Source organism: Zhongshania borealis (genome assembly GCF_039539625.1).
Taxonomy (GTDB): domain Bacteria; phylum Pseudomonadota; class Gammaproteobacteria; order Pseudomonadales; family Spongiibacteraceae; genus Spongiibacter; species Spongiibacter borealis.
In genome coordinates this window covers 409,712-433,080 of sequence record NZ_BAABDM010000002.1, presented here as the reverse complement: position 1 = coordinate 433,080, position 23,369 = coordinate 409,712, and the positions used below count along the sequence as shown (strand labels likewise).

The following is a 23,369-nucleotide window of genomic DNA, read 5'->3' as shown; positions in this document are numbered from 1 at the left end:
AACCGGACTTCCGTTTATCACCGTCGACTTTTCACAATAATAAGAGAAACAAACATGAGCATACGCAAACCCATACCTCGCATAAAAGACGATAATTATTCCGAAGCCGCAGCCAAACAACGGCGGGAATTTATTGAGGCCGAAACCGGCGTCAGCCTCAAACACACCGGCCATTATTCTATTGACCCAAGCCTTGTCGAAGGCAATGCCGAAAACTTTATTGGCGTGGTGCAAATGCCCGTTGGTGTCGCCGGCCCATTTTTAATTAACGGCGAACATGCGCAAGGGGTCTTTTACGTGCCCATGGCGACCACTGAAGGCACTTTAATTGCCTCGTATAGCCGAGGCATGCGCGTAATTTCAGAATCCGGTGGCGCCACCGTAACGGTCACTGGCGAATCCATGCAGCGCGCGCCGTTGTTCGAGTTTGCCAGCGCTCGTGAAGCCCTGCACTTCTCAGGATGGCTCGAACAAGAGTTAGCCGCAATTCGCGCACAGGCAGAGAGCACCACCTCGATTGGTAAGCTACAAAACATTCAATCCTGGGTTATCGCCAATAAATTATTTACGCGCTTTAACTACAGCACCGGCGACGCCGCTGGGCAGAATATGACCGGCAAGGCCACCCATAAAGCCTGTCAGTGGATACTGGGTAACTACCCTGGCGTTATTGAAAATTTCTCGCTTTCCTGTGGAATCGAAACCGACAAAAAACACTCTCACATGAACCTGTTGCACAGTCGCGGTAAAAAAGTGGTTGCGGAAGCGACGATCAGTAAAGACGTACTTAAAGACCTGATGCGCGCCGACCCTGAGCGCATGGTACGCCTGCGCCAGCGCACTATCCTTGGCTCGATACTGGCGGGCTCCGCCTATAACGGCCCGCACTCAGCCAATGGCATAGCCTCAATGTTTATTGCCACCGGCCAAGACGAAGCCAACGTTGTGGAATCCCACACTGGCATTGCCTTTATGGACCTCACCCCTGCCGGTGACTTGTATTACTCAGTCACCCTGCCCTCGATTATCTGTGCCAGCTATGGTGGCGGCACCGGCCTGCCAACCCAGCGCGAATGCCTAGAGATCATGGACTGCTATGGCCAGGGTAAAGCCCGTAAATTAACAGAAATAATTGGCGCCACCGTACTGGCTGGTGACCTCTCCCTCGCCGCGGCCATCGTCTCTGACGAATGGGTTTCCAGCCACGATCAGCTCGGCCGCAACCGCCCATAACAAGAGCAACACAATGACAGAAGTAAATACCAACACCGGCCCGCTTCAGGGCATTCGCATTCTAGAACTCGGACAACTCATCGCCGGCCCTTTCACCACCGCCATGCTCGCCTACTTTGGCGCCGAGGTTATAAAAATAGAACCACCAGGTATTGGCGACCCTATTCGCCGCTGGCGCAGCATGAAGGGCGACACCTCGCTGTGGTGGTATAGCATTGGCCGCAACAAAAAATCCCTTACCGTCGACTTACGTCACCCCGATGGCCAAGCACTGGTGCGCGGTCTTGCTGAACACTGCGACGTATTAGTGGAGAACTTCCGACCCGGTGTGATGGAAGAATGGCATCTCGGCCCCGACGACTTAAAAGCCAAGAATCCCGATTTGGTTTACACCCGCATCTCTGGCTACGGCCAAACCGGCCCCTATGCCGACAAACCCGGTTTTGCCTCGGTGTGCGAAGGCATTAGCGGATTTCGTCACTTAAATGGTTTTCCCGGCGAAGCGCCGGTACGGCCCAACCTCAGCTTGGGCGACAGCATTGCCTCGCTGCATGCCATTATCGGTATACTCATGGCACTCAATGCCAAAGAGCGCGGCGTACACAAAGGCCAAGTTGTCGATGTTGCCCTCTACGAAACCATGTTCAATATGCTGGAATCGGTGGTGCCCGAATACGCCGCCGAAGGCATTATCCGCGAAGCTTCTGGCACCACCCTCACCGGCATTGTGCCCACCAATACCTACCGCTGTAGCGACGATAAATACGTCATTATTGGTGGCAACGGCGACTCCATCTTTAAGCGGCTAATGACCACTATTGGCCGCGACGACTTTGCCAACGATCCCGCCATGAGCGACAACGCCGGTCGGGTTATTCACCAAGTGAAGATCGACACCGCCATTGCCGATTGGTGTTCACAGCATTCAATACAAGCCGTCATCGACCAGCTAGAAGCCGTGCGCGTCCCCGTTGGCCCAATTTACAATGCCCAAGACATGGCCGAAGATCCGCATTTTCAGGCGCGGGGTTTATTTGAAAAAATCGACGTCGACGGCGACTCGGTGACCATTCCCGGCATGGCGCCAAAATTAGTCGGCACCCCCGGCGGCACCCAATGGCCGGGGCCAAAACTCGGGCAACACACCGATGAAATTTTAAGGACACTGCTTGGAATAACGAATGATCGCCTAGTAGAACTGAAAGAAGATGCCGTGATTTAAATACGGCATGACCGCCTCATCACAACAGAAGCCAGATGCCACAGCATCAATCTGCACTAAATACAGAATCTAATACCAACCAAGCCGTTCACGCTTACCAAAGCAGATGCCGGATCAAGTCCGGCATGACGAGTTACTTTGCTCATGGAAATTTATAATAAGCGCATTGCATCGGCCACACAGTGTGTTGGTGGCGTTGAATATCGCTGAACTTGAAACGTCTACCTGAGACTTAGCGATGATTTCTGGGAGTAAGTGAGAGGAGCCTAAATTATCACATTGCTCGCAAAACGCACGACACAGATCGCAGCTAAGCCCGATACCGTATGGGGCCTTGTCTCAGATATTCAGAACGCGGCATCGGAAATCTCCGCTATCAGAATGATTGACGCACCGACTTATGACACTAATGATGGTCATGCGGCACTGGGGGCGCAGAACCCGCATCCGCAGGGGCTGGTCCTGCGCCGCGCGGAGGCCTACCACCAGGAGGGCCACCGCGCGGCGGCTCGCCCTGGGCACCCTGAACAATCGCCCCCATATAGCAACTTAAGACGCCATTGAGTTCAGCGGGACGGGCATGATAATGATAGCCATATTCCTCAGTGGTGTGCCCGTTACACGCGTCTAAGTCATCACGGTCTTGGCCGCTGTGAATCAGGTAGCCGTCCATCGCGATCGCGAACGCTGGCGTTTCACCTTGTAGCGCTTCACCTACCTCTCCGCAACCGGTTGCCGCATGCACATGATAACCCTCAAAGGGATTCACGTGGCCTCCACAGTCGTCGAATGCAGCGATGGTGTACGCACCAAGAATTGCATCGACGGGGGCAGCCGCGTCAATGCGAACGCCGTTGAAGGTCACCCCGAGTGGCGCTCTGGCTGGGGTAGGAACGTCCATCGCTACCGGAGAAATAGGGATCTGCACGGTGGTCGTGACGGGCTTTCCGCCTTCGAGCCATTCCATGCGTCCTTCAACGCAGTAATTCTCATACTCTTCAGCTACATCAGGCCGTGCAGCCGCCTCAAACGCCTCCTTGGTCTTGGTTACGCGAACATCTCCCTGGGCGTCGTGGAGCATCCAATGATCGTCGTTGTAGATTGTGGGCAGATTAAGAATAAATTCGCCGGTTACGTCGTAGAGCTTTTCACCGTCCAGCCAGATACCGACCTCATCCGCTGTCGCCGAGGTGGTTCTCGGGCAAAAAGGCCCCACCTTGTGGTCAGTGGGTGTGCCTACCACGGTGATCTTGTAGCAAGACGTGAGCGTTCCATCCGACAGAGTGCAATCCACAATCTCAACGTCTTGTGCAAGCGCGCCGGGCATAAATAAGTCAACCGGCGATTTCTGCACACGGTGCTCTGCAGGCTCATCTACAGACTTGTTCGAACAACCAGCCAATACCAAGAGAGTGAGCGTACAAACGACAAAAAATGATAGGTGTAAGGATTTCATTTTATCGAGGGAAACTTGTTCATTTGAATAGGATTCCATAATTCAGACCACAAAATTAATTTGGTATTCCTTCGACCGCTGTAGGAACGAAACTCTGAGTGGGCATTTAATTCAGCCATCAGCGATCGGGCTTCACAACGGTAAGAGTAGAGAAACATATTAGCCTGTATTGCAATATCAATATAGCGATAAACAAACTGTGGATTGCCTACTAAATTTCTATCTTTATTTATCCATGTAAATAACTGTGTGCTTAGTCTTTATAAACCGTCTACCTGATAACGCACAATCACTTCATTGTCGAGTACCACGTTTGATGACCAAATAAACAGCGCATCTAATTGGGTGTCATCAAAAATGTCAGTGAAATTGGTGTACGCAGGTTTATTATCTACACCAATCTCGTTATTAGTATAGCTCGTGGCACTTGGCCAGTTAGAATCATCAAAGTCTTTTTGCTGCCAATTTTCGGGCAATGCCCAGTGCAATGCATAATCGGCAGACCCATTTTGCTCACGGCTAGGAGTTGTACTGCAATTATTAGATAGACGTTTTGAGCCAGACTCGCTAACACAGGCTAAATCGCGAATGGGCGCGGTGTAAAAAGTTTGTGCTTTCCAATTTTCATCTGTTTTAGCAATTATTTTGCCACCCTCATTTTTGATAACAGCGACGACACCACCGTCACCGGCGTGGAATTGTGAGCCTCTATTACTTTCTGAACCTATGCCTAGATTTTCTTCCCAATCTACTAAGTGCATGGCAACAGTGAACGGTGGCTTTGCCTTGAAACGTATAATATTGGAATTAAATTGAGTGAAAGGAACGGGGTCACGGCCAACGGCAATGCCATTGATATACATTTCGAAATAGTTATCTGCAAAGATATAGGCGGTGTACACCTCGCCGTCAGCATTCACTTCGATAATATCTGAACCATCAAGCTTGCCTAGGGCCTCGATTGCGGTGTGGTATGAATTGCCATTACAGGGATTATTTAAATCAGACGCGATAGGAAATTCCGTATCTAATAAATGTGTTGCCGCTGGCACAGTCCACGTTTTACCATCACTTGAGTTTATCGAGCCAATGTCGGTTTTACGACCTCGCTCACACACATACACATTTTCTATTTCTGTTTTGGCAAGCCCACGGCTAAGACTCGCGCTGCCCTCATAGCTATTTGTGGCTACGGTAGCAGCTAGATCTGTTTGGCTGCACGCGGCAATAAAGGCAGCGGTTAATATAGTGGCTATCAGTGGAAGCTTCATTCTGTTTCCCTAAATTTCTTAAATTAGCGTAGATCCCTAGCCTATTTGCGGCGATAGGTTTCAGTGCGTGTACCATTTGGACCAACAAAATCAAAGGTATAATTTTTACTGCTTTCGCCCTCGCCCCAACTGTAATTAAGCTGATACGGATTACCATTTTGCGTATAACTTAGGCTGTACTGTCTTGGACTAATAATCTTAAAACCGGTAATCACGGCACCTCTTAAGGGCTGTAAGTCTGGACGAACACCACGCGTATGCGCTTGCGGGGCAATTTCGTTTTCAGGCGCTTTGGTCCGTGGATTAATATCGACTTTGCCGCGCAAACCGGCAATGAGATACGGGAATTCAGAGACTGCGTGGTACTCATAACTACCGTCTTCTGCAAACTTACCTAGATATTCATCTAGCTCTCCGCGAGGCACGCCATCGACAGGGCCGTATACAGGAAAGCCGTCTAGCGCATAAGCAATGGGCTTACCTTCACCAACTTGTGACTGTAAGTGAGTTGGTGCAATGTGGTAATGGTAATCGTCAGCTCGCCCAGAATGACCGCCCCAGTTATCCAGCTCGCCAAACGCCAAGGCATCTTCACCACGATTATTGAGTGGATTAAAAATGGGGATGCCATTCACACCGATTGCGATCGCACCTTTCATAAAGTTTTTTTGCGTTGATAATGGCTTTTCTGCCAATTCTGGACGCAGTGGTATGGCCCAGCTGTTATCACCGGAATAGTCATGATCAATTGGCACTTGTTGTTGCCAGCTGGTAATACCGGTCATCATTTCATGAGTGGGAATGCCATTGGATTCAATATAGAAATATTTATTGTCATGACGCGTTGTTACATTTTCAAATTTAGAGAATATCGACGTTAGAAACGCAATATCATTGGCGGGGACGCTGGTTTTATTAATATTACTTGTTAAATCAGCGCTATGGGCGGTCGTCATGTTTTGCCTTGCTGGTACTCGACTTAATGCCAACTGATTAATCGCTTTAATTTGCTCATTCTTGTGTAAAATATAGTCTTGATCAGCACGTGAAAACTCAGACAAATCAAAAGACAAAAGCTGATGATGATTGTCAGCCAAATAGACTTTGTCCTTATCGAATTTAATAAAATCAGCTGACACGCTTAATTGCTCAGACAAGCGCCATTCTTTTGCAGGAATACGCTGTTCGCTAATGTCGTGGGCATGTACAGGTGTGAATATAAAGGTGACCGGCATCGCCAACGCTAGCAAGACGAAACCACGTGTTAATTTGAAGGTGGCCATACTATTTCCTAGTGGCTGTAGTAGTGCTCAACACGAGAACTACGTCGATCGCCAAATTCGAAATGACATTTCTCCTATGCAGCGGGTCTTAGACAATAAAATCCAGCGCTTGACTCACACTTTAGTCCATACCAAAAAATCGGGCACAGCGCTTATCGCCATGCCCGAATTTTTCTCCCTAATAATTAAGCTAGATCAAAGCGATCAGCATCCATCACCTTCGCCCAAGCGGCGACAAAGTCCTGCACAAACCGCGCTTGAGAATCGCTGCTGCCATAGACTTCTGCCGTTGCTCGCAGCTGTGAGTTAGAGCCGAACACCAAGTCGACGCGGCTTGCGGTCCACTTCACTGCGCCGGTTTTACGATCACGGCCCTCGAAGACATTTGCATCTTCTGTTGGCGTCCAAGTGGTTTGGATATCCAGCAGGTTCACAAAGAAGTCGTTGCTCAAGGTTTCAGGCTTGTCGGTAAATACGCCGTGCTGCGCTTGTTCAATATTGGCGTTAAGCACCCGCATACCACCCACCAGCACGGTCATTTCCGGCGCGCTCAAGTTCAGTAATTGCGCTTTATCGACCAGCAGTTCCTCGGCACTGACGCTGTACTGCTTTTTAAGGTAATTACGGAAGCCGTCGGCGACCGGCTCTAATGGTGCAAAAGAGTCGACATCGGTTTGCTCCTGCGACGCATCACTGCGGCCCGGTGTAAAGGGCACGCTGACACTGTGTCCAGCGCGTTGTGCCGCCGCCTCAATCGCCGCCACGCCGCCCAGTACAATTAGATCAGCAATCGCCACCTGCTTGTTGCCCGACTGCGCCGCATTAAATGCGCTTTGCACAGCTTCGAGCTGGCGCAAGACCTTCGCTAATTGCGTGGGCTGATTTACCGCCCAATCTTTTTGCGGCGCTAAACGAACCCGACCGCCATTGGCACCGCCGCGCATATCAGAGCCACGGAAGGTAGACGCGGAAGCCCATGCGGTTGCAACCAGTTCAGACACCGACAAACCCGTAGCCAAAATACTGCTTTTTAACTCGGCAATATCGGCGCTGTTCACCAGTTCATACTCTACCGCTGGCAGTGGGTCTTGCCAAATCAGTTCCTCGGCGGGTACTTCGCTGCCGAGGTAGCGCGCCACGGGGCCCATATCGCGGTGTGTTAATTTAAACCACGCGCGGGCAAAGGCGTCGGCAAACTCCGCCGGATTTTCATGGAAGTGCTTCGATATTTTGCGGTACGCGGGGTCTTCGCGCAGTGCAATATCCGCCGTCGACATCATTGGTGCGTGACGTTTTTCTGGGTCATGCGCATCAGGCACGGTATTTTTGGCGGCGTCACCTTTTGGGGTCCACTGCTGGGCACCCGCAGGGCTTTTGGTCAGTTCCCACTCATAGCCGAACAAGGTATCAAAATAGCTGTTATCCCATTCGATTGGCGTTGGCGTCCACGCGCCCTCTAAACCACTGGTGGTGGTATCGCCCGCTTTGCCGGTGCCATGGCTATTTTTCCAGCCTAGGCCCTGCTCTTCAATCGCTGCCGCTTCTGGCTCAGGGCCCATTTTGTCTGGGTCACCGGCGCCGTGGGTTTTACCAAAGGTATGACCACCGGCAACGAGGGCAACGGTTTCATAATCGTCCATGGCCATGCGCGCAAAGGTATCGCGAATATCCCGCGCTGAGCCAAGGGGGTCGGGCTGACCATTGGGGCCTTCTGGATTGACATAGATCAAACCCATTTGCACTGCAGCAAGGGGGTTTTCTAGATCGCGCTCGCCGCTATAACGTTTGTCACCCAGCCACTCACGCTCGGCACCCCAGTTGATGTCTTCCTCTGGCTCAAAGATATCGGCACGGCCACCCGCAAAACCAAAAGTCTCGAAACCCATGGATTCCAGCCCCACGTTGCCGGTCAAAATCATCAGGTCGGCCCAGGAGATTTTATTGCCGTACTTCTGCTTTATAGGCCACAGCAATCTGCGCGCTTTATCTAAGTTGCCGTTGTCGGGCCAGCTGTTCAGTGGCGCAAACCGCTGGGCACCTGCGCCCGCACCGCCACGGCCGTCGCCTATACGGTAGGTGCCTGCGCTGTGCCAGGCCATACGGATAAAGAATGGCCCGTAGTGACCGTAATCGGCTGGCCACCAGTCTTGGGAGTCCGTCATGAGATTGGTGAGATCGCGCTTGATCTCGGCTAGATCGAGCTTATTAAACTCATCAGCGTAGTTAAAGTCGGCACCCAGCGGGTTGCTCTTGGGGGCGTGCTGGTGGAGGATTTTGATATTAAGTTGATTCGGCCACCAGTCTTGATTTGCGGTGCTCTCGCCGCCAACTTGCGTTCGCGAACCGTGCATAAAGGGACATTTACCCGTGCTGCCAGAATCATTGTTATTTGCGCTCATAGTTCTCTCCAATGTATTGGTGTTGGTCTTTAACTCCTCGGCTGTATACGCCCACCGAGGGAGAAGTGATCAGGGAATAAGCCCTGTGGTTCTTACTATCGCAAAGGCGCATGTCATCTCTGACCACGCCTAAGGCATTTGTTTCGGTACAGCACCACCATAACAACATCAGACAATAGTCTAAAATCATAATATTCGATTGGCATGATAGTTTTACTGTATTGATGCTCTCTATTGACAGTAGTCATAGAAATGCCGGAGCGCAAATCAGCGTCCTATACCCCACGCAATTCCCGTCGTGACTGATTAACAGAGCTAGCACTGAAAGATATTTCGACTGCCGCGCCTTAGCCTGTCAAACTAGCGGGTTATTATTTGTATACCGCACAGCCCGGTTCCGGCTCACTGACGACATCGATTTATTATGACGAAGACCGCATCGAGAGGTATTTTTACTTCTTTCCAGAATCCTCGGTATCGCTGGCTCTTCGCCAGTAATATGACGTTTATGCTCGCCATGCAGGGACAAATATTGGTGCGCTCAATGATTACCTACGAGTTGACGCAAAGCGCCTTTTACCTCGGATTAGTCAGTTTTACCGTCGCCATACCCATGTTTTTGCTGTCGCCGTTTGGCGGCGTAATGGCAGACCGCTTTGAGCGCCGACGCCTCATTATGTGTGGCCGAAGTGTATTAATACTCGCTGAGCTAAGCATACTCAGCCTGTTTGTCACCGGCAATTTAGAGTTTTGGCAACTGCTCTGCAGCTCCGCGTTAATGGGCTGCGTAATCCCTCTAACCATGCCCGCGCAAACAGCCATTGTGGTTGACGTTGTTGGCAAGCAAGGATTGCAAAACGCCATGGCGCTATCCATGGGCGGCATGGCCGCTACCCGTATTTTGGGGCCGACTTTGGCCGGTGTTATCGTCGCTATTACCAGCCTTGCTGGCGCATATACAGCAGGCGTTATTCTTTATATCGTCGCGCTATGCTGTCTGTTTGGCGTGCAGCACAGCCAGTCTCACCACGGAAAAGTACAAAAATCAGTGGTGAACGATTTGATGGAGGGCTTTCGCTACGTTACCGATAACCGCCTCATCCTGAGCATGCTGTTATTTGGTATTGTTCCGATGTTTCTCGCCCTGCCCTTTCAATCACTATTGGTTGTCTTCAGTAATGAAGTTTGGCCAGTTGGCCCCTCTGGCTTAGGGCTAATGTACGCGGTAGGCGGCGCGGGCAGCCTATTTGGCGCACTCTATGTTGCCGGCCTCGGCAAAACCAAACCACGACTCCCCAGAATGATGACCTCGATCATCTGCTTTGGTATCGCCCTGTTTGCCTTTGCCAACAGCCCCTGGTTTTTACTGGCGCTGCCAATGATATTTCTCGCCGATGGCTTTGCCAGCGTATTCAATACCTTAAACAACTCCTCGATCCAGATGATGGTTCCCGACGAAGTGCGCGGCCGCATCTCTAGTTTTATGATGATGTCGTTCAGCGTAACGCCAATGGGTACCCTCCCCATGTCGATGGTCGCCGACGCCTACGGGGTAACCACTGCCGTTTCACTGGCCAGTGTTTTAGTGATCTTGGTCGCCATCGCATTTTTTATCTTCTGCAAACCACTGCGATTGCTCGACCCACGACTGCGAGAAAATCATCAAGCGCTGAATTCCTAGGGATTCAGCCATTCTCAGCGCCGCGGGTGATTGACGGATTATTTCTCAGAGACTAGGAATATGGACCCGAACATACTTGGTAAAAAATACGACAATATTGCCCAGTGGTGGCATACCCAGCACCACGGTTCACATTACGGCATAGCACAGCTCGAACGGGCACTCGGATTTCGTGCCGATGGCGGGAAAGCACTGGATGTTGGCTGTGGGGCGGGCGGGCGATTTATTCGCATCTTGGAGAACAAAAACTATTCGGTGCAGGGATTAGATGTATCCGCCGAGATGATTAAAATCGCACGCCAAAACCACCCTCAACAACCCTTTATACATACTGACATTAATGAATGGGAAAGTAGCGAGGCCTTCGACTTCATCGTCGCGTGGGATAGCTTGTTTCATTTACCCTTTCACATGCACACGCCCGTGCTCAAAAAATTGTGTGGGAAATTAAATCCACAAGGCGTACTAATTTACAGTTTTGGTGATGACTACGGCGAGCATACTGACCAATGGCATAACGACACCTTTTACTACAGCTCAATTGGTATCCAAGAGAACTGCCAAACACTGTTAACCATGGGGCTTTCGATTATGCATCTTGAACTTGATCAATTCCCAGAGAACCACGTTTACGTCATTGCACAAAGGCGCGATTAGATTCGTGAAAAACGAGTATTAATCTTCTGAGTTCAGCCACAGTTCGGCTCGCTCAAAATCATTAAACTCAAACGCCTTGATCTCGATATTGGGAAACAACTTCCCCTCAATTTCACTGAGTTGTCTAAGCCATTTTTTGTCGCTAAGTACCGCGCAGCGTTTGAACCTTTTCATTAGCTTTAGCATTTTTGGCATTCGCGCAAATTCTACTGCAATCGCTGCGATCGATGGGAATTGAAAATCTTCGATGCGGTATAGCATTACGCCGTCCTCAATATTTTCGGATTCTTTAATCAAGGCATCTAAGGCAGCTGTCATTCCGTCGGCGTCAATTTTGCCGTTGAGAGCGATATCAATACGATTTCCAGAATTGTGAATAACTTCAAGCATAATAGCTCCAAAAAGCTCGGCGTATCAGGGTAAAAATCGCGGCACACTCATCAACAGCAAGCCCACAATCGCAACAGTAATAACACTACTAAACAGATAAGGATATAGCACTAGGGCGACACCAGAATACAGAACAACCTTATTGCCCTGCTTGCGGCCATAAATAAAATACCCTAAGCCAATGGAGCCAAACAACAAGTTACACAACAGCATTGCCTCGCTGTACATGACCAGCTACCTCTTTATTCTAATCATCTAACGTAAGAACTGTGGTTTTTCGTGGTTATGCCACGTCAGGGTAGTTTTCCGAATTTCCTTGCACACATGCAATTCAAGCCGATTGAAATTATCGCCAATCGGCACGCCAGTAGACGCGCTCAAGCGCAGTAATTTCTGGCCGTTAAGCCAAATGCCTTCCACCTGATCTAAATAGACTGACACGCCATACTTAGAGTGTAGCAGAGCGCTCACGCAGGCCTCAGGAAACACTTGAACAAATTCTTCTTCGGCAACATCTTCATTGTCGGCCACAATATAGGAACTCACATCAATCTCTAACGCCGCGTGTTCGGTGATTGCGCTGATCGGCTCGGCGAGCTGAATGAGTGTTGTGCTATCAACTAAGTCAACCAGCTTTGGGGTAAGCAAGCTTGCGCCGCCAAAAAATAGAATTTTAATTAAGGTAATCATCTATCCCTGCACCCGCAAATATATCCCGTTAGATTTTGTAATTTAGTCGCCACGCACTAAATCTAATTTCCGGTAAAATGACCGTAGACTAATCCCCGCAATCTTCGCCGCCTGCGCTTTATTGCCCTGGCAATGACTGAGTAAGTCATTTAAGTAACGCGCCTCTTGGGTTTTCAAATCTTGCCAAACGACGGATTCTGCTATTTTGTTACGCGGCGCCGTGTCTAATAAGCACCGCTCAAGTACCTTAAGATCAATAATATTGGAGTTCGCAAAAATAGTGGCGCGCTCCAAAACATTACGCAATTCTCGAACATTGCCTGCAAAGTGACAAGCACTGAGCATTTTAATACCCGAGTCGGTCAGGCGGTATTTTTCATCGGGACTCAGCTTGCCTAAAATGGATTTTGCTATTATGCCAACATCTTCGCTACGCTCTCGCAGCGGGGGTAATACAATCGGAAATGCGTTAATTCGGTAGTAGAGATCTTCACGAAAGCTGCCCTGCGCAACTTGCTCCATCAAGTTTTTGTGAGTGGCGCAAATAAGACGAAAGTGCGCACGCTTAAGCTGGGTACTACCCACCGCGCGATAGCTGCCGGTTTCAATCAAACGCAATAACTTTACCTGCATGCCCAGCGGCACATCACCGATTTCATCTAAGAATAAAGTGCCACCCTCGGCGTTCTCTAACAAGCCTGGCTTATTTGTTACCGCACCGGTAAACGCGCCTTTAACATGGCCGAACAACTCGCTTTCGAACAAGGTGTCGGTAAGGCCCGCGCACTCGACCGTCACTAGCGGCCGACTTCGTCGTGGACTGGCGTCGTGAATTGCCTTGGCCGCCAACTCTTTACCGGTGCCAGACTCACCCAATAGCAACACCGAGGTATCGCGACTGGCGACCAAATTAATCATTTCTACTAATTTATTAAACGCCGGGCTTCGACCCACCATATTCTCGGTGCTGAACTCGGCACTGGCAATATTGACGGGTTTTAAAATCTCGACAAAATATTGCAGCGCACCGTCTTCGCCATTGATAGGCAGCATTTCAACATCGACATATTCTTTGCCCCGCGAAGTGGTGTGAATGTGCATAACCCGCTCTTTTACCCCCGAGCTTTTGCACGCCGCCAAGGGGCAGCTTTCACCGGCCTGATCACAGGGCACTCGGTAACCGTGAGACACTTCATAACAGCGCGAGCCACGATCGCGAGGTATCTCGCCAAACGTGGTGGCGTAGAGCTCATTGGTCGCCAAAATTTCATACTCGGCCGACACCAGAATCGCGGGATAGGCGAAGCCGTCCAGCATATGGGCGACATTTTTATCAGTATCTTTTGCGATCAACTGCATAGTTTTGTCAATTTTGTCTAAGTATTTTGCCAATAATGACAATTAATACTGGGCATTACTAGCGCAAAGCTACTGAGCTCACCTAGAAATAATACTTTATTGATATAAAACAATATCTTATAAATCAGCATGATCGACCGCCACGATCTGGCACCGGCCTTGCTCTCCATCATGTAATTGTCAGTATTGGACGGCATACAGGCCACATAGCGCACGCCCGAGGCCTGCCACATAATCCAGGAGGATGAATATGGATTTCGATCCCTTTGTTTTGGCGCGTATTCAGTTTGCCACCAACATCAGTTTTCACATTTTGTTTCCCGCTATTTCCATTGGCTTGGCGTGGATACTGTTGTTTTTTCGCCTGCGCTTTACACAAACTGGCGACAAAGCATGGGAATACGCCTATCTCTTTTGGGTAAAAATCTTCGCCCTCACCTTCGCCATGGGTGTGGTATCTGGCATTACCATGAGCTTTCAATTTGGCACCAACTGGCCGGGATTTATGGAAAAAGCCGGTAACGTCGCCGGCCCCCTTTTAGGTTATGAAGTATTGAGCGCATTTTTCCTCGAGGCCTCGTTCCTCGGCATCATGCTATTCGGCAAAGATCGCGTGTCTAACCGCATGCATTTAATCAGTTCTTTTCTGGTGGCCTTTGGCACCACCTTGTCGGCCTTTTGGATTCTCAGCCTTAACTCGTGGATGCAAACCCCTACCGGCTACTACCTAGAAGATGGCGTGGTCATGGTCGACAGCTGGATGGAGGTTATCTTCAACCCGTCCTTCCCTTACCGCTTTTTCCACATGCTCATTGCCTGCATGCTGACCTCCGCCTTTGTGGTTGCCGGTGTAAGCGCATGGCGCGCCTTGCGCAATGTCGACGGCCCAGCCACGTGGAAGGTAATGAAAACCGGCGTCATGATGGCCGCTGTACTTGCGCCCATTCAAATCCTCGTCGGTGACTTTCACGGCTTAAATACCCTTGAACATCAGCCCGCTAAAATCGCGGCAATGGAAGCGGTGTGGGAAACCGAGAACGGCGCGCCGTTTACAATTTTTGCCCTGCCCGATGAACAAAGCAAATCCAACCGTTACGCGATTGAAGTGCCCTACGCGGCAAGCCTTATCCTAACCCACGACCCCCAAGGCGAAGTTAGAGGCCTGAATGAATTTGAAGGCGAGCATCCGCCGGTTGCTATTGTGTTTTGGTCCTTCCGGGTGATGCTGGCAGTGGGTGGCCTAATGCTGCTTGTTTCCTGGTGGGGTGCGTGGCAAATGCGGGGTAAAAACATCCCGACCAAGCCACTGCTATACGCCCTATCGGCCATGACCTTTTCAGGCTGGGTCGCGGTTTTGGCCGGCTGGTATGTTACCGAAATTGGCCGCCAACCGTGGATTGTTAGCGGCGTGCTCAAAGTCCAAGACGTGGTTGCTGATCACAGCAGCGCCACTGTCGGCGGGACCTTGGTCGGCTATATATTGCTCTACGGCTTTTTGCTGGCCTCGTATATTGGCGCAGTACGCAATTTGTCACGCAAACCCGCCGCGTCGTTAAGCCTAAACGCTATCGGCACACCCCAAGCCAACAACAAGGAGGCCTGAGCAATGGAATATTGGCTACCAATAATTTACATGGGCATTATGGGATTGGCACTGCTGATCTATGTCATTCTCGACGGCTACGATCTTGGCGTGGGCCTCTTGGTGCCACTGGCCGAAGAAGATGAAAAAGACATGATGATCGCGTCCATCGGACCGTTCTGGGACGCCAACGAAACATGGATTGTACTTGGCGTTGGCGTATTGCTCATCGCCTTTCCGGTTGCCCACGGCATCATTCTCACCAGCCTGTATTTGCCCGTTACCATCATGTTGATGGGTTTAATCTTGCGCGGCGTGGCCTTTGATCTGCGCGTTAAAGCGGGCGATCACCGGCGCGGCCTGTGGAATAAGGCATTTTTTGCAGGCTCGCTCATTGCCTCGCTTGCACAGGGCTGGATGCTTGGCGCCTATATCACCGGCTTACAAAACAGCACCACTAGCTTATTGTTCTCGGCCCTCATCGCCATGACCTTGCCCGCGCTCTACTTAATTCTCGGCTCCGGCTGGCTGCTGATGAAAACCGACGGCGCCTTACGCGAAAAAGCCATTGGATGGGCGCGCATGGCCATTTGGCCAATGGGCCTGGGCCTCTTTGTGGTGTCGATCGCCACACCGCTGGTAAGCAGCAGTATTGCCGAAAAATGGTTCACCCTACCCAATGCTCTGTTCTTAATGCCGATTCCACTGATTTCTGCCCTGTGCTATGGCGCGATCGTAATCACGCTAAACAAACCCAAAATACTTATCAACGGCTATAGTTGGCTTATCTACGCCTGCACGGTAGCGATTTGTTTAATGGCGAGTTTGGGTTTGGCTTACAGTATTTTCCCCGACATTATTATTGGCGGACTGACTATTTGGGAGTCAGCGGCGTCGGTGAAATCACTGCAGTTCACCTTAGTTGGCGTGGTGATTACCTTGCCTGCCATTTTGGTTTACACCTTTTTTGTTTACCGAATATTTCATGGCAAGGCGACAGCCTTGTCGTATGAATAATATTTAGAATGGAGATTAATATTATGTCGAAGTTACCGTTTAAAGCTGAGCTTTCAGTTAAGCCCAACGTGTTGGCGTTTTTTGATGAACCCACCAACACCTTTTCCTACGTGGTAAAAGACCCAGCAAGCAACGCCTGCGCGGTGGTCGATTCGGTAATGGAAATCGACTACGCAGCAGGACGTCTCAGCCTGCATGGCGCAGATAAAATCATTAACTACATTCGCAGCCAAAACCTAGAACTGCAGTGGATCATTGAAACCCACGTGCACGCCGATCACCTATCTGCAGCACCTTATATTCAAGAAAAACTCGGTGGTAAAATCGGTATTGGCGCGGAGATAACCACCGTGCAAAACACCTTTGGCAAAATCTTTAACGAAGGCACCGACTTCTGCCGCGACGGCTCTCAGTTCGACCAACTGTTTAACGACGGCGACGAATATATGGTTGGCGAGTTGCGCTGTCACGCCTTACACACACCGGGCCATACCCCCGCCTGCATGACTCACATCATGGGTGACGCCGGCTTTATTGGCGACACCTTGTTTATGCCCGACGGTGGCAGTGCGCGAGCCGACTTCCCCGGCGGCGACGCCAAAATTCTTTATCAATCGATTCAACGCATTTTGTCGATGCCCGATGATCTCCGCCTCTTTATGTGCCACGACTACATGCCCAATGGCCGCGACGTTGAATATCAAACTACGGTAAAAAAACAGCGCGAACACAATATTCACGTTCACCAAGGTGTAAGCGAAGCTGATTTTGTTGCCATGCGCGAAAAACGCGACGCCACCTTAGGCATGCCCAGGCTGATCTTACCATCGCTACAAATAAATATGCGCGCCGGTCACTTGCCTAACGCTGACACCAATGATGTTGTCTATTTAAAGCTGCCCTTGAACTTACTTTAAAGCCGCCAATACTCGCCCTCACGAACAGGAGTTACGATGAACATTAAAATCTTAAACCCAAATTTAAGTGTCTCTGCGCAACTGCTAAGCAGCGAGATTGGCGAGCTCTCAGAGCGTGGCGTCCGCGCTATTATTTGCAATCGCCCAGACGGCGAAGGCGCCGATCAACCGTTGTTTTCTGAAATACAAAAGGCCGCCGCAGAATACGACATTCAATGCCACTACCTGCCAGTGACAACCGGCAAGGTAAGCGATAAAGACGCGACAACCTTTGGCCACTTACTCAATAATGGCGGCGCTATTCACGCCTACTGCCGCAGCGGTATGCGCTCGACCACGCTCTGGGCACTTAGTCAGGCCGAGAAGTTAGCACTCGCCGACATCGTCGCCACCGCCAAAGCGGCAGGCTACGATATGAGCGGTGTTGCCGCACGCATCGCCGGCAAAGCTGGCGATTTAGACGCACTGCGCAGCTACGATGTTGTTATTGTTGGTGGCGGCGCAGCGGGTATATCCACCGCCGCCAGCTTGCTAAGCCGCGACGCCTCGCTGTCGATTGCAATCATTGATCCCGCCGACAAGCATTACTACCAACCCGGTTGGACCTTGGTAGGCGCAGGCGTATTTACACCTGAGCAAACGATGCGCGACATGGCTTCGCTCATACCCAAGGGGACCGAATGGATCAAAGCGGCAGTTGCCGCCTTCGACCCAGAGAGCAATACCGTCACCTTGGAAGGCTGTCGCCTCATAAAATACACCCGGCTTGTGGTTGCTGCTGGCATTAAACTGAACTGGGACGGCATCGAAGGCTTGAGCGAAACCATAGGTCGCAATGGCGTAACTTCAAATTACCGCTACGACCTAGCGCCCTATACCTGGGAATTGGTACGCAACTTACAAGGCGGTCGCGCCCTATTTACCCAACCGCCCATGCCGATTAAATGCGCTGGCGCGCCGCAAAAAGCCATGTACCTGTCTGGCGATCATTGGTTTAGAAATCAGCGTTTACACAAAATTAACATTGAGTTCTACAATGCCGGTGCCGTGCTCTTTGGTGTCGCCGCCTATGTGCCTGCACTCATGAAATACGTGGAGAAATACCAATCCGCACTCAAGTTTAACCACAAACTAGTACGCATCGACGGCGACAAAAAAACCGCTTACTTTGAAACTAGCACTGCCGACGGCAATACTGAAATTGTCAGCCGTGAATTCGATATGATCCACGTTTGCCCACCGCAAACTGCGCCAGACTTTATTCGCAGCAGCCCGCTGGTCGACGACGCCGGTTGGGTAGACGTCGATCAAAATACCTTGCGCCATAAACGTTACAGCAATATTTGGTCGCTAGGTGATGTTGCCAACGCGCCCAATGCGAAAACGGCTGCTGCAGCGCGGATGCAAGCGCCTGTTGTGGCCGCCAATATCATTGCAGATATACGCGGCAATCACCAAGTTGCCCACTACAATGGCTATGGCTCCTGCCCACTGACAGTAGAGCGCGGCAAAATTGTATTGGCGGAATTTGGCTACGGCGGAAAATTATTGCCCAGCTTTCCTAAATGGCTTGTCGACGGCACAAAACCAAGCCGCGCAGCGTGGTTCCTAAAAGAGAAATTGCTGCCACCCATCTATTGGCAAGGTATGCTCAAGGGCAAAGAGTGGTTGGTAAAACCCACCATGAATGACGAAGCCTAGGGGAATGGCATTGAATTTGACTGCGCTTAAAAACTACTTACCCATTCTTACATGGGCAAAAGAGTACGATCGCGAGGTGCTATTCAGTGATTTGCTGGCGGCACTGATCGTCACCATTATGCTTATTCCCCAGTCGCTCGCCTACGCGCTACTCGCAGGCTTGCCGCCGCAAATGGGTTTGTACGCCAGCATGTTGCCACTGGTCGCCTACGGCGTATTTGGCACCAGTCGCACCTTGTCGGTTGGTCCGGTTGCCGTAGTGTCCCTGATGACCGCCTCAGCCATTGGCCACATTGCCAGCGCGGGTAGTGTGAGCTATATCGAAGCTGCGCTCTTGCTGGCGTTCTTGTCGGGTATGTTCCTGCTTGGTATGGGCATATTGCGCATGGGCTTTTTGGCTAATTTTTTATCCCATCCCGTAATAGCCGGTTTTATTACCGCCTCGGGTATTATCATTGCCTTTAGTCAGCTCAAACATATTCTTGGTATAAAAGCCGACGGCGAAAATCTATTCGCCCTGCTGCATTCTTTATACGAATCATTGGGCACTACCAACCTCACCACCGTCGCGGTGGGGCTACCCACCCTGATCTTTTTATTCTGGGTACGTAGCGGCCTTAAGCCGGTACTCATGCGCACGGGCCTTAGCGACAAAGCCGCAGGCATGTTAGCCAAAACTGGCCCGGTGTTAGGGATTATCGCCACCAGCTACGCCGCATATTATTTCGACCTCGGCAGTAGAGGCGTGGTGTTAGTCGGTGAAGTGCCCACCGGCTTGCCAAGTTTTCAAATGCCCAAGCTGGGCCACGATGCCTGGCGGGAGTTAATGATGTCGGCGGTATTTATTTCAATCATCGGTTTCGTTGAATCGGTTTCCGTCGGTCACACCTTGGCGGCGAAACGACGCCAGCGGATTACCCCTAATCAGGAACTCATTGGCCTCGGCGCCGCGAATATTGCGGCGTCTTTTTCTGGTGGCTACCCCGTTACCGGCGGCTTCGCCCGCTCAGTTGTTAACTTTGACGCTGGCGCCGTTACACCTGCGGCAGGTATGTTTACCGCCGTGGGCATCGGTGCCGCCGCCATGTATTTCACGCCCTACTTGGCGTTTTTACCCAAGGCCACATTGGCGGCCACGATTATTGTGGCGGTGCTGTCGTTGGTCGATTTTTCCATCCTTAAAAAATCCTGGGGTTATGCCCGCAGTGACTTTATCGCCGTAATGACCACCCTACTAGTGACCTTATTACTGGGTGTAGAAACCGGCGTTGCCTGTGGCGTATTTGCCTCGCTGGCTTTGCATTTATACAAAACATCTGTACCCCATATGGCCGTTGTTGGCGAAGTGCCCGGCACCGAGCATTATCGCAATATCAACCGCCACAAAGTCATCACCCACAGCAATATTCTGTCGCTACGTATTGATGAAAGCCTGTACTTTGCCAACGCCGGTTTTATCGAAGACCGAATCTACGAGTTAGTCGACGCCAATGCCGGTATCCAGCACGTCATCCTGATGTGTACCGCCGTTAACGAAGTCGATCTCAGCGCCCTAGAGGTACTGGAGTCCATTAACCTGCGCCTCAAAGACAGCGGCATTGAACTGCATTTGTCAGAAGTGAAAGGCCCGGTCATGGATGTACTCGCCCACACCGAGTTTATAAAACACCTCAGCGGGCATGTTTTTCTATCGCATCATCTCGGTGTGCAAAGCATTGTCACAGCGAGTGAAGAGAAGAAAGTAAGCTCAACGCCGAGTTGGGATATTTAGAGAGCGGGGCAGACCTCAAGCGTCTGAGATCTGATGCGGAATGCACCCGACCTCAGACCTTCAGCTTGCCCTCAGCCCGCTGCCAACTGCAAAACCGCTACACACAACGCCAAGCCAAAAATATACGTCCCGCCTGCGCCTATTTGGCGAATGGGGTTCGGGCGCGACATCGTGCTGGGAAAGATTAAACCCGCGACCAAGAAAAAGCGGCACACGGTAACGAGAATAATTGACCACAGCACCCAAGCGGCCATTTGTGATTGGCTCAGAATATACATAAGCACCATAAGTACCGGTGCAAACTCGATGGTATTGGCATGAGCACGAATGTATTTGTGCAAGGAATCTTTGGGGTCTGTGGGGCAACCTGAACCCTGTTTTTTCTTGATTCGCTGCACCGTCACCGCTATTCCCATAAAAATACACAATGCACCAAGCAAGCCAATGCACATAATTGCAATATTCATTTACCACTCTCCAAATAGAAATTTCTGTTCAATAACATAATAATTTAACGAGTAATAAACACCGCGAGAACAATGTAGTAACCCAAAATACTCACCAAGCCGATACCAAAAAGATTTAATAGGAATCCAGCGTGCATCATATCTTTTATGCGTAACTCACCGCTGCCAAACACCACAGCGTTGGGCGGCGTTGCCACCGGCATCATAAAGGCGCAAGACGCCGCAATCGCCGCGGGCACCACAAACAACATTGGCGACACCGACTGCGCCACCGCTAGCGCGCCAAGCAGCGGTAAAAAAGTGGCGGTGGTTGCGGTATTACTGGTGATCTCCGTTAAGAAAATAATCACCGTGACAATCACAAGCACCACCGCAAATAGAGGCCACGCGTTGAGCAGCGAAAAGTTCTGCGCCAGCCAGCTCGCCAAACCCGAGCTTTTAATCATGGTGGCTAAAGCTAAGCCCCCCCCAAATAACAACAATACGCCCCAAGGTAATTTTTCAGCGCTTTCCCAGTCGAGCAGGGCCGTAGAATCCGTTCCCCCAGAACGCACGGTGAACAGGAGCAGCCCCGCCGTCATCGCAATAACCGTATCACTCACACCCGGCAAATAGTCATTTACCAGCGGCCGAAAAATCCACGCCGCCGCCGTGGCTAAAAAGATTAACAACACCCGCGCCTCAGCGCCGCTCAGGGGGCCAAGCTTTTGCAATTCAGCGTAAAGTAAATCGCGACTGCCGCTGGTTTCTAAACCAGCAAAGCCCTTGCGGCACAGCCACCACCACGTAAACAACAACATACCCACCGCCACCGGCAGACCAATCATCATCCATTGACCAAAACCGATGCTGATATCATGATTCTCTTTTAAATATGCCGCCAGCATGGCATTGGGTGGCGTGCCGATTAAGGTTGCTATACCGCCAATACTGGCGCTGTACGCAATGGCCAACAGCAATGCCACCGCAAAGCGACGGCGCTCACCGCCATTGCCCTCAGGCAAAAAGCTAATCACCGACAAACCAATGGGCAGCATCATAATGCTGGTGGCCGTGTTGCTCACCCACATACTCAAAAATGCCGTGGCAATCATAAAGCCCGCGATCTGACGCTTAGCCTGTTGACCCACCGCCAGTAAAATATTCAAGGCAATACGGCGGTGCAAAGCCCAGCGCTGCATGGCCAAACCCAGTAAAAAGCCACCCAAAAATAGGAAGATAATTCCATTAGCATAGGCATCGGCCAAATCTCCGACCTTGCCTATACCCAACACCGGCACCAAGACCAAGGGCAATAACGCCGTCGCCGGAATCGGCACAGCCTCCGTGGCCCACCAAATCGCCATCCACAGCGCCGCCCCAAGGGCTAGCCACGCCTCTGGGTTCATACCCGCGGGCGCGGGTAGCAACACTGTTAGGGCGAGTATAGCCGGCCCTATGATTAAGGCTATAAGCGAGGGCGTGCTGGTTTGCGGAGTTTGATTAGTAGTCATAGAGATTCTGGTCGTTAAGATCAATAGCAATGGCAGGCTTGCAGTATAGACTAGATGCCATTGAGGAGCGTTTCCTGCAAAATCACTCTCGCAAACTTCCACCCGCTTTTTTGCAACATCAACTAATAAAATGCCCTCATTACTGCTGTCGCTAAAGCCGCGCTATAATAACGCCATAACTCAACCCTAGCTTATCGACACTGAACGAATATTACTGTGTAAACCCTATGAAAAAAAACTACGTCTGTATTGGCCTATTCAACCCCAAGTCACCTGAGAATATTGGCTCAGTAATGCGCGCCTCGGGTTGTTATGGTGTTAACTCAGTGTTTTACACTGGCACGCGCTACGACTACGCCAAGCCATTTTACACCGACACTCAGCGCGCCTATGAAACTATTCCCCTTATTGGCGTCAAGGATCTTAAAGAGGTCATTCCACTAGGCTGTGTGCCGGTGGCCGTTGAGTTAATCGATGGCGCTAAGCCGCTGACCACCTATAAGCACCCCGCTCAGGCTTTTTATATATTTGGACCAGAAGACGGCACGCTTAAAAAAGAGATCACCGATTTTTGCGAAGACATCGTTTATATACCCACTGAGGGTTGCATGAATTTGGCCGCCACGGTCAATGTGGTGCTCTACGACCGCCTCGCCAAGGGTGATAATTTCTCGCATCATCAGCATGTTTTGCGTAAAAAACCAAAGTAATCACCTGAATTCAATAACCTAACGATTTAATTTAGCGTTATTTTAAAAAATGGTGATTGTCTCGTTTTCC

General features: G+C 50.7%; 20 protein-coding genes. 10 read left to right on the top strand and 10 right to left on the bottom strand.

What is annotated here, in order from left to right; genetic code table 11:
- The first annotated feature begins 54 nt into the window (after window positions 1-54).
- Both ABD836_RS08295 and ABD836_RS08290 read left to right on the top strand, forming a co-directional pair.
- The gene (locus tag ABD836_RS08295) at window positions 55-1,233 is read left to right on the top strand and encodes a hydroxymethylglutaryl-CoA reductase (protein ID WP_344934488.1); all 1,179 of its coding nucleotides are present in this window, start codon (window positions 55-57) and stop codon (window positions 1,231-1,233) included.
- A 13-nt stretch (window positions 1,234-1,246) separates the two neighbouring features.
- The gene (locus ABD836_RS08290) at window positions 1,247-2,455 is read left to right on the top strand and encodes a CaiB/BaiF CoA transferase family protein (protein WP_344934485.1); all 1,209 of its coding nucleotides are present in this window, start codon (window positions 1,247-1,249) and stop codon (window positions 2,453-2,455) included.
- Between the two features lie 406 nt (window positions 2,456-2,861).
- Here the strand turns inward: ABD836_RS08290 and ABD836_RS08285 are convergent, their stop codons facing one another.
- The 4 genes from ABD836_RS08285 to katG form a co-directional block, all read right to left on the bottom strand.
- Entirely contained in the window at window positions 2,862-3,950 is a 1,089-nt protein-coding gene (locus ABD836_RS08285; RefSeq protein ID WP_344934482.1) for a YHYH protein, read from the bottom strand.
- Window positions 3,951-4,171: 221 nt separating this feature from the next.
- Window positions 4,172-5,182, bottom strand: coding sequence for a hypothetical protein (locus ABD836_RS08280; protein WP_344934480.1), 1,011 nt, complete (start codon window positions 5,180-5,182; stop codon window positions 4,172-4,174).
- Between the two features lie 41 nt (window positions 5,183-5,223).
- Window positions 5,224-6,465: a YHYH protein gene (locus ABD836_RS08275; protein ID WP_344934478.1), complete on the bottom strand. Its 1,242-nt coding sequence runs from the start codon at window positions 6,463-6,465 to the stop codon at window positions 5,224-5,226.
- Between the two features lie 185 nt (window positions 6,466-6,650).
- A complete protein-coding gene (gene katG / locus ABD836_RS08270; protein WP_344934476.1) occupies window positions 6,651-8,864 on the bottom strand; it encodes a catalase/peroxidase HPI in 2,214 nt (737 codons plus the stop codon).
- 424 nt (window positions 8,865-9,288) lie between these two features.
- On the opposite strand from katG, the gene ABD836_RS08265 reads away from it, so the two are divergent.
- Window positions 9,289-10,545 (top strand): MFS transporter, encoded by a 1,257-nt coding sequence (locus ABD836_RS08265; protein WP_344934472.1) that lies wholly within the window; start codon window positions 9,289-9,291, stop codon window positions 10,543-10,545.
- Between the two features lie 60 nt (window positions 10,546-10,605).
- Window positions 10,606-11,202 (top strand): class I SAM-dependent methyltransferase, encoded by a 597-nt coding sequence (locus ABD836_RS08260; protein ID WP_344934470.1) that lies wholly within the window; start codon window positions 10,606-10,608, stop codon window positions 11,200-11,202.
- A gap of 18 nt (window positions 11,203-11,220) precedes the next feature.
- On the opposite strand, the gene ABD836_RS08255 is transcribed toward ABD836_RS08260, so the two are convergent.
- From ABD836_RS08255 to ABD836_RS08240, 4 genes are read right to left on the bottom strand one after another with little or no spacing between them, the layout of a single operon-like run.
- A complete protein-coding gene (locus tag ABD836_RS08255; RefSeq protein WP_344934468.1) occupies window positions 11,221-11,592 on the bottom strand; it encodes a SpoIIAA family protein in 372 nt (123 codons plus the stop codon).
- Between the two features lie 24 nt (window positions 11,593-11,616).
- The gene (locus tag ABD836_RS08250) at window positions 11,617-11,820 is read right to left on the bottom strand and encodes a hypothetical protein (protein ID WP_344934466.1); all 204 of its coding nucleotides are present in this window, start codon (window positions 11,818-11,820) and stop codon (window positions 11,617-11,619) included.
- Window positions 11,821-11,847: 27 nt separating this feature from the next.
- Window positions 11,848-12,282, bottom strand: a complete 435-nt coding sequence (locus ABD836_RS08245) for a hypothetical protein (RefSeq protein WP_344934464.1) — start codon at window positions 12,280-12,282, stop codon at window positions 11,848-11,850.
- 42 nt (window positions 12,283-12,324) lie between these two features.
- Window positions 12,325-13,641 carry a sigma-54 interaction domain-containing protein gene (locus ABD836_RS08240; protein ID WP_344934462.1) on the bottom strand — a complete coding sequence of 439 codons (1,317 nt, stop codon included), beginning with the start codon at window positions 13,639-13,641 and terminating at the stop codon, window positions 12,325-12,327.
- Window positions 13,642-13,891: 250 nt separating this feature from the next.
- Between ABD836_RS08240 and ABD836_RS08235 the strand changes: the two genes are divergently transcribed.
- From ABD836_RS08235 to ABD836_RS08215, 5 genes are read left to right on the top strand one after another with little or no spacing between them, the layout of a single operon-like run.
- Window positions 13,892-15,244 carry a cytochrome ubiquinol oxidase subunit I gene (locus tag ABD836_RS08235; protein ID WP_344934459.1) on the top strand — a complete coding sequence of 451 codons (1,353 nt, stop codon included), beginning with the start codon at window positions 13,892-13,894 and terminating at the stop codon, window positions 15,242-15,244.
- A gap of 3 nt (window positions 15,245-15,247) precedes the next feature.
- Window positions 15,248-16,240: a cytochrome d ubiquinol oxidase subunit II gene (locus ABD836_RS08230; RefSeq protein ID WP_344934458.1), complete on the top strand. Its 993-nt coding sequence runs from the start codon at window positions 15,248-15,250 to the stop codon at window positions 16,238-16,240.
- A gap of 23 nt (window positions 16,241-16,263) precedes the next feature.
- The gene (locus ABD836_RS08225) at window positions 16,264-17,157 is read left to right on the top strand and encodes an MBL fold metallo-hydrolase (RefSeq protein WP_344934456.1); all 894 of its coding nucleotides are present in this window, start codon (window positions 16,264-16,266) and stop codon (window positions 17,155-17,157) included.
- Window positions 17,158-17,193: 36 nt separating this feature from the next.
- Window positions 17,194-18,858: a bifunctional protein tyrosine phosphatase family protein/NAD(P)/FAD-dependent oxidoreductase gene (locus ABD836_RS08220; RefSeq protein ID WP_344934454.1), complete on the top strand. Its 1,665-nt coding sequence runs from the start codon at window positions 17,194-17,196 to the stop codon at window positions 18,856-18,858.
- A 4-nt stretch (window positions 18,859-18,862) separates the two neighbouring features.
- Window positions 18,863-20,629, top strand: coding sequence for a SulP family inorganic anion transporter (locus tag ABD836_RS08215; protein WP_344934452.1), 1,767 nt, complete (start codon window positions 18,863-18,865; stop codon window positions 20,627-20,629).
- A gap of 71 nt (window positions 20,630-20,700) precedes the next feature.
- Here ABD836_RS08215 and ABD836_RS08210 read toward each other — a convergent pair whose 3' ends face one another.
- Both ABD836_RS08210 and ABD836_RS08205 read right to left on the bottom strand, forming a co-directional pair.
- Complete coding sequence (locus ABD836_RS08210) at window positions 20,701-21,096, bottom strand: MAPEG family protein (protein ID WP_344934450.1); 396 nt, start codon at window positions 21,094-21,096, stop codon at window positions 20,701-20,703.
- Between the two features lie 44 nt (window positions 21,097-21,140).
- A complete protein-coding gene (locus tag ABD836_RS08205) occupies window positions 21,141-22,589 on the bottom strand; it encodes an SLC13 family permease (protein ID WP_344934448.1) in 1,449 nt (482 codons plus the stop codon).
- 227 nt (window positions 22,590-22,816) lie between these two features.
- Between ABD836_RS08205 and ABD836_RS08200 the strand changes: the two genes are divergently transcribed.
- Entirely contained in the window at window positions 22,817-23,299 is a 483-nt protein-coding gene (locus tag ABD836_RS08200; RefSeq protein ID WP_344934445.1) for an RNA methyltransferase, read from the top strand.
- Window positions 23,300-23,369: the final 70 nt, after the last annotated feature.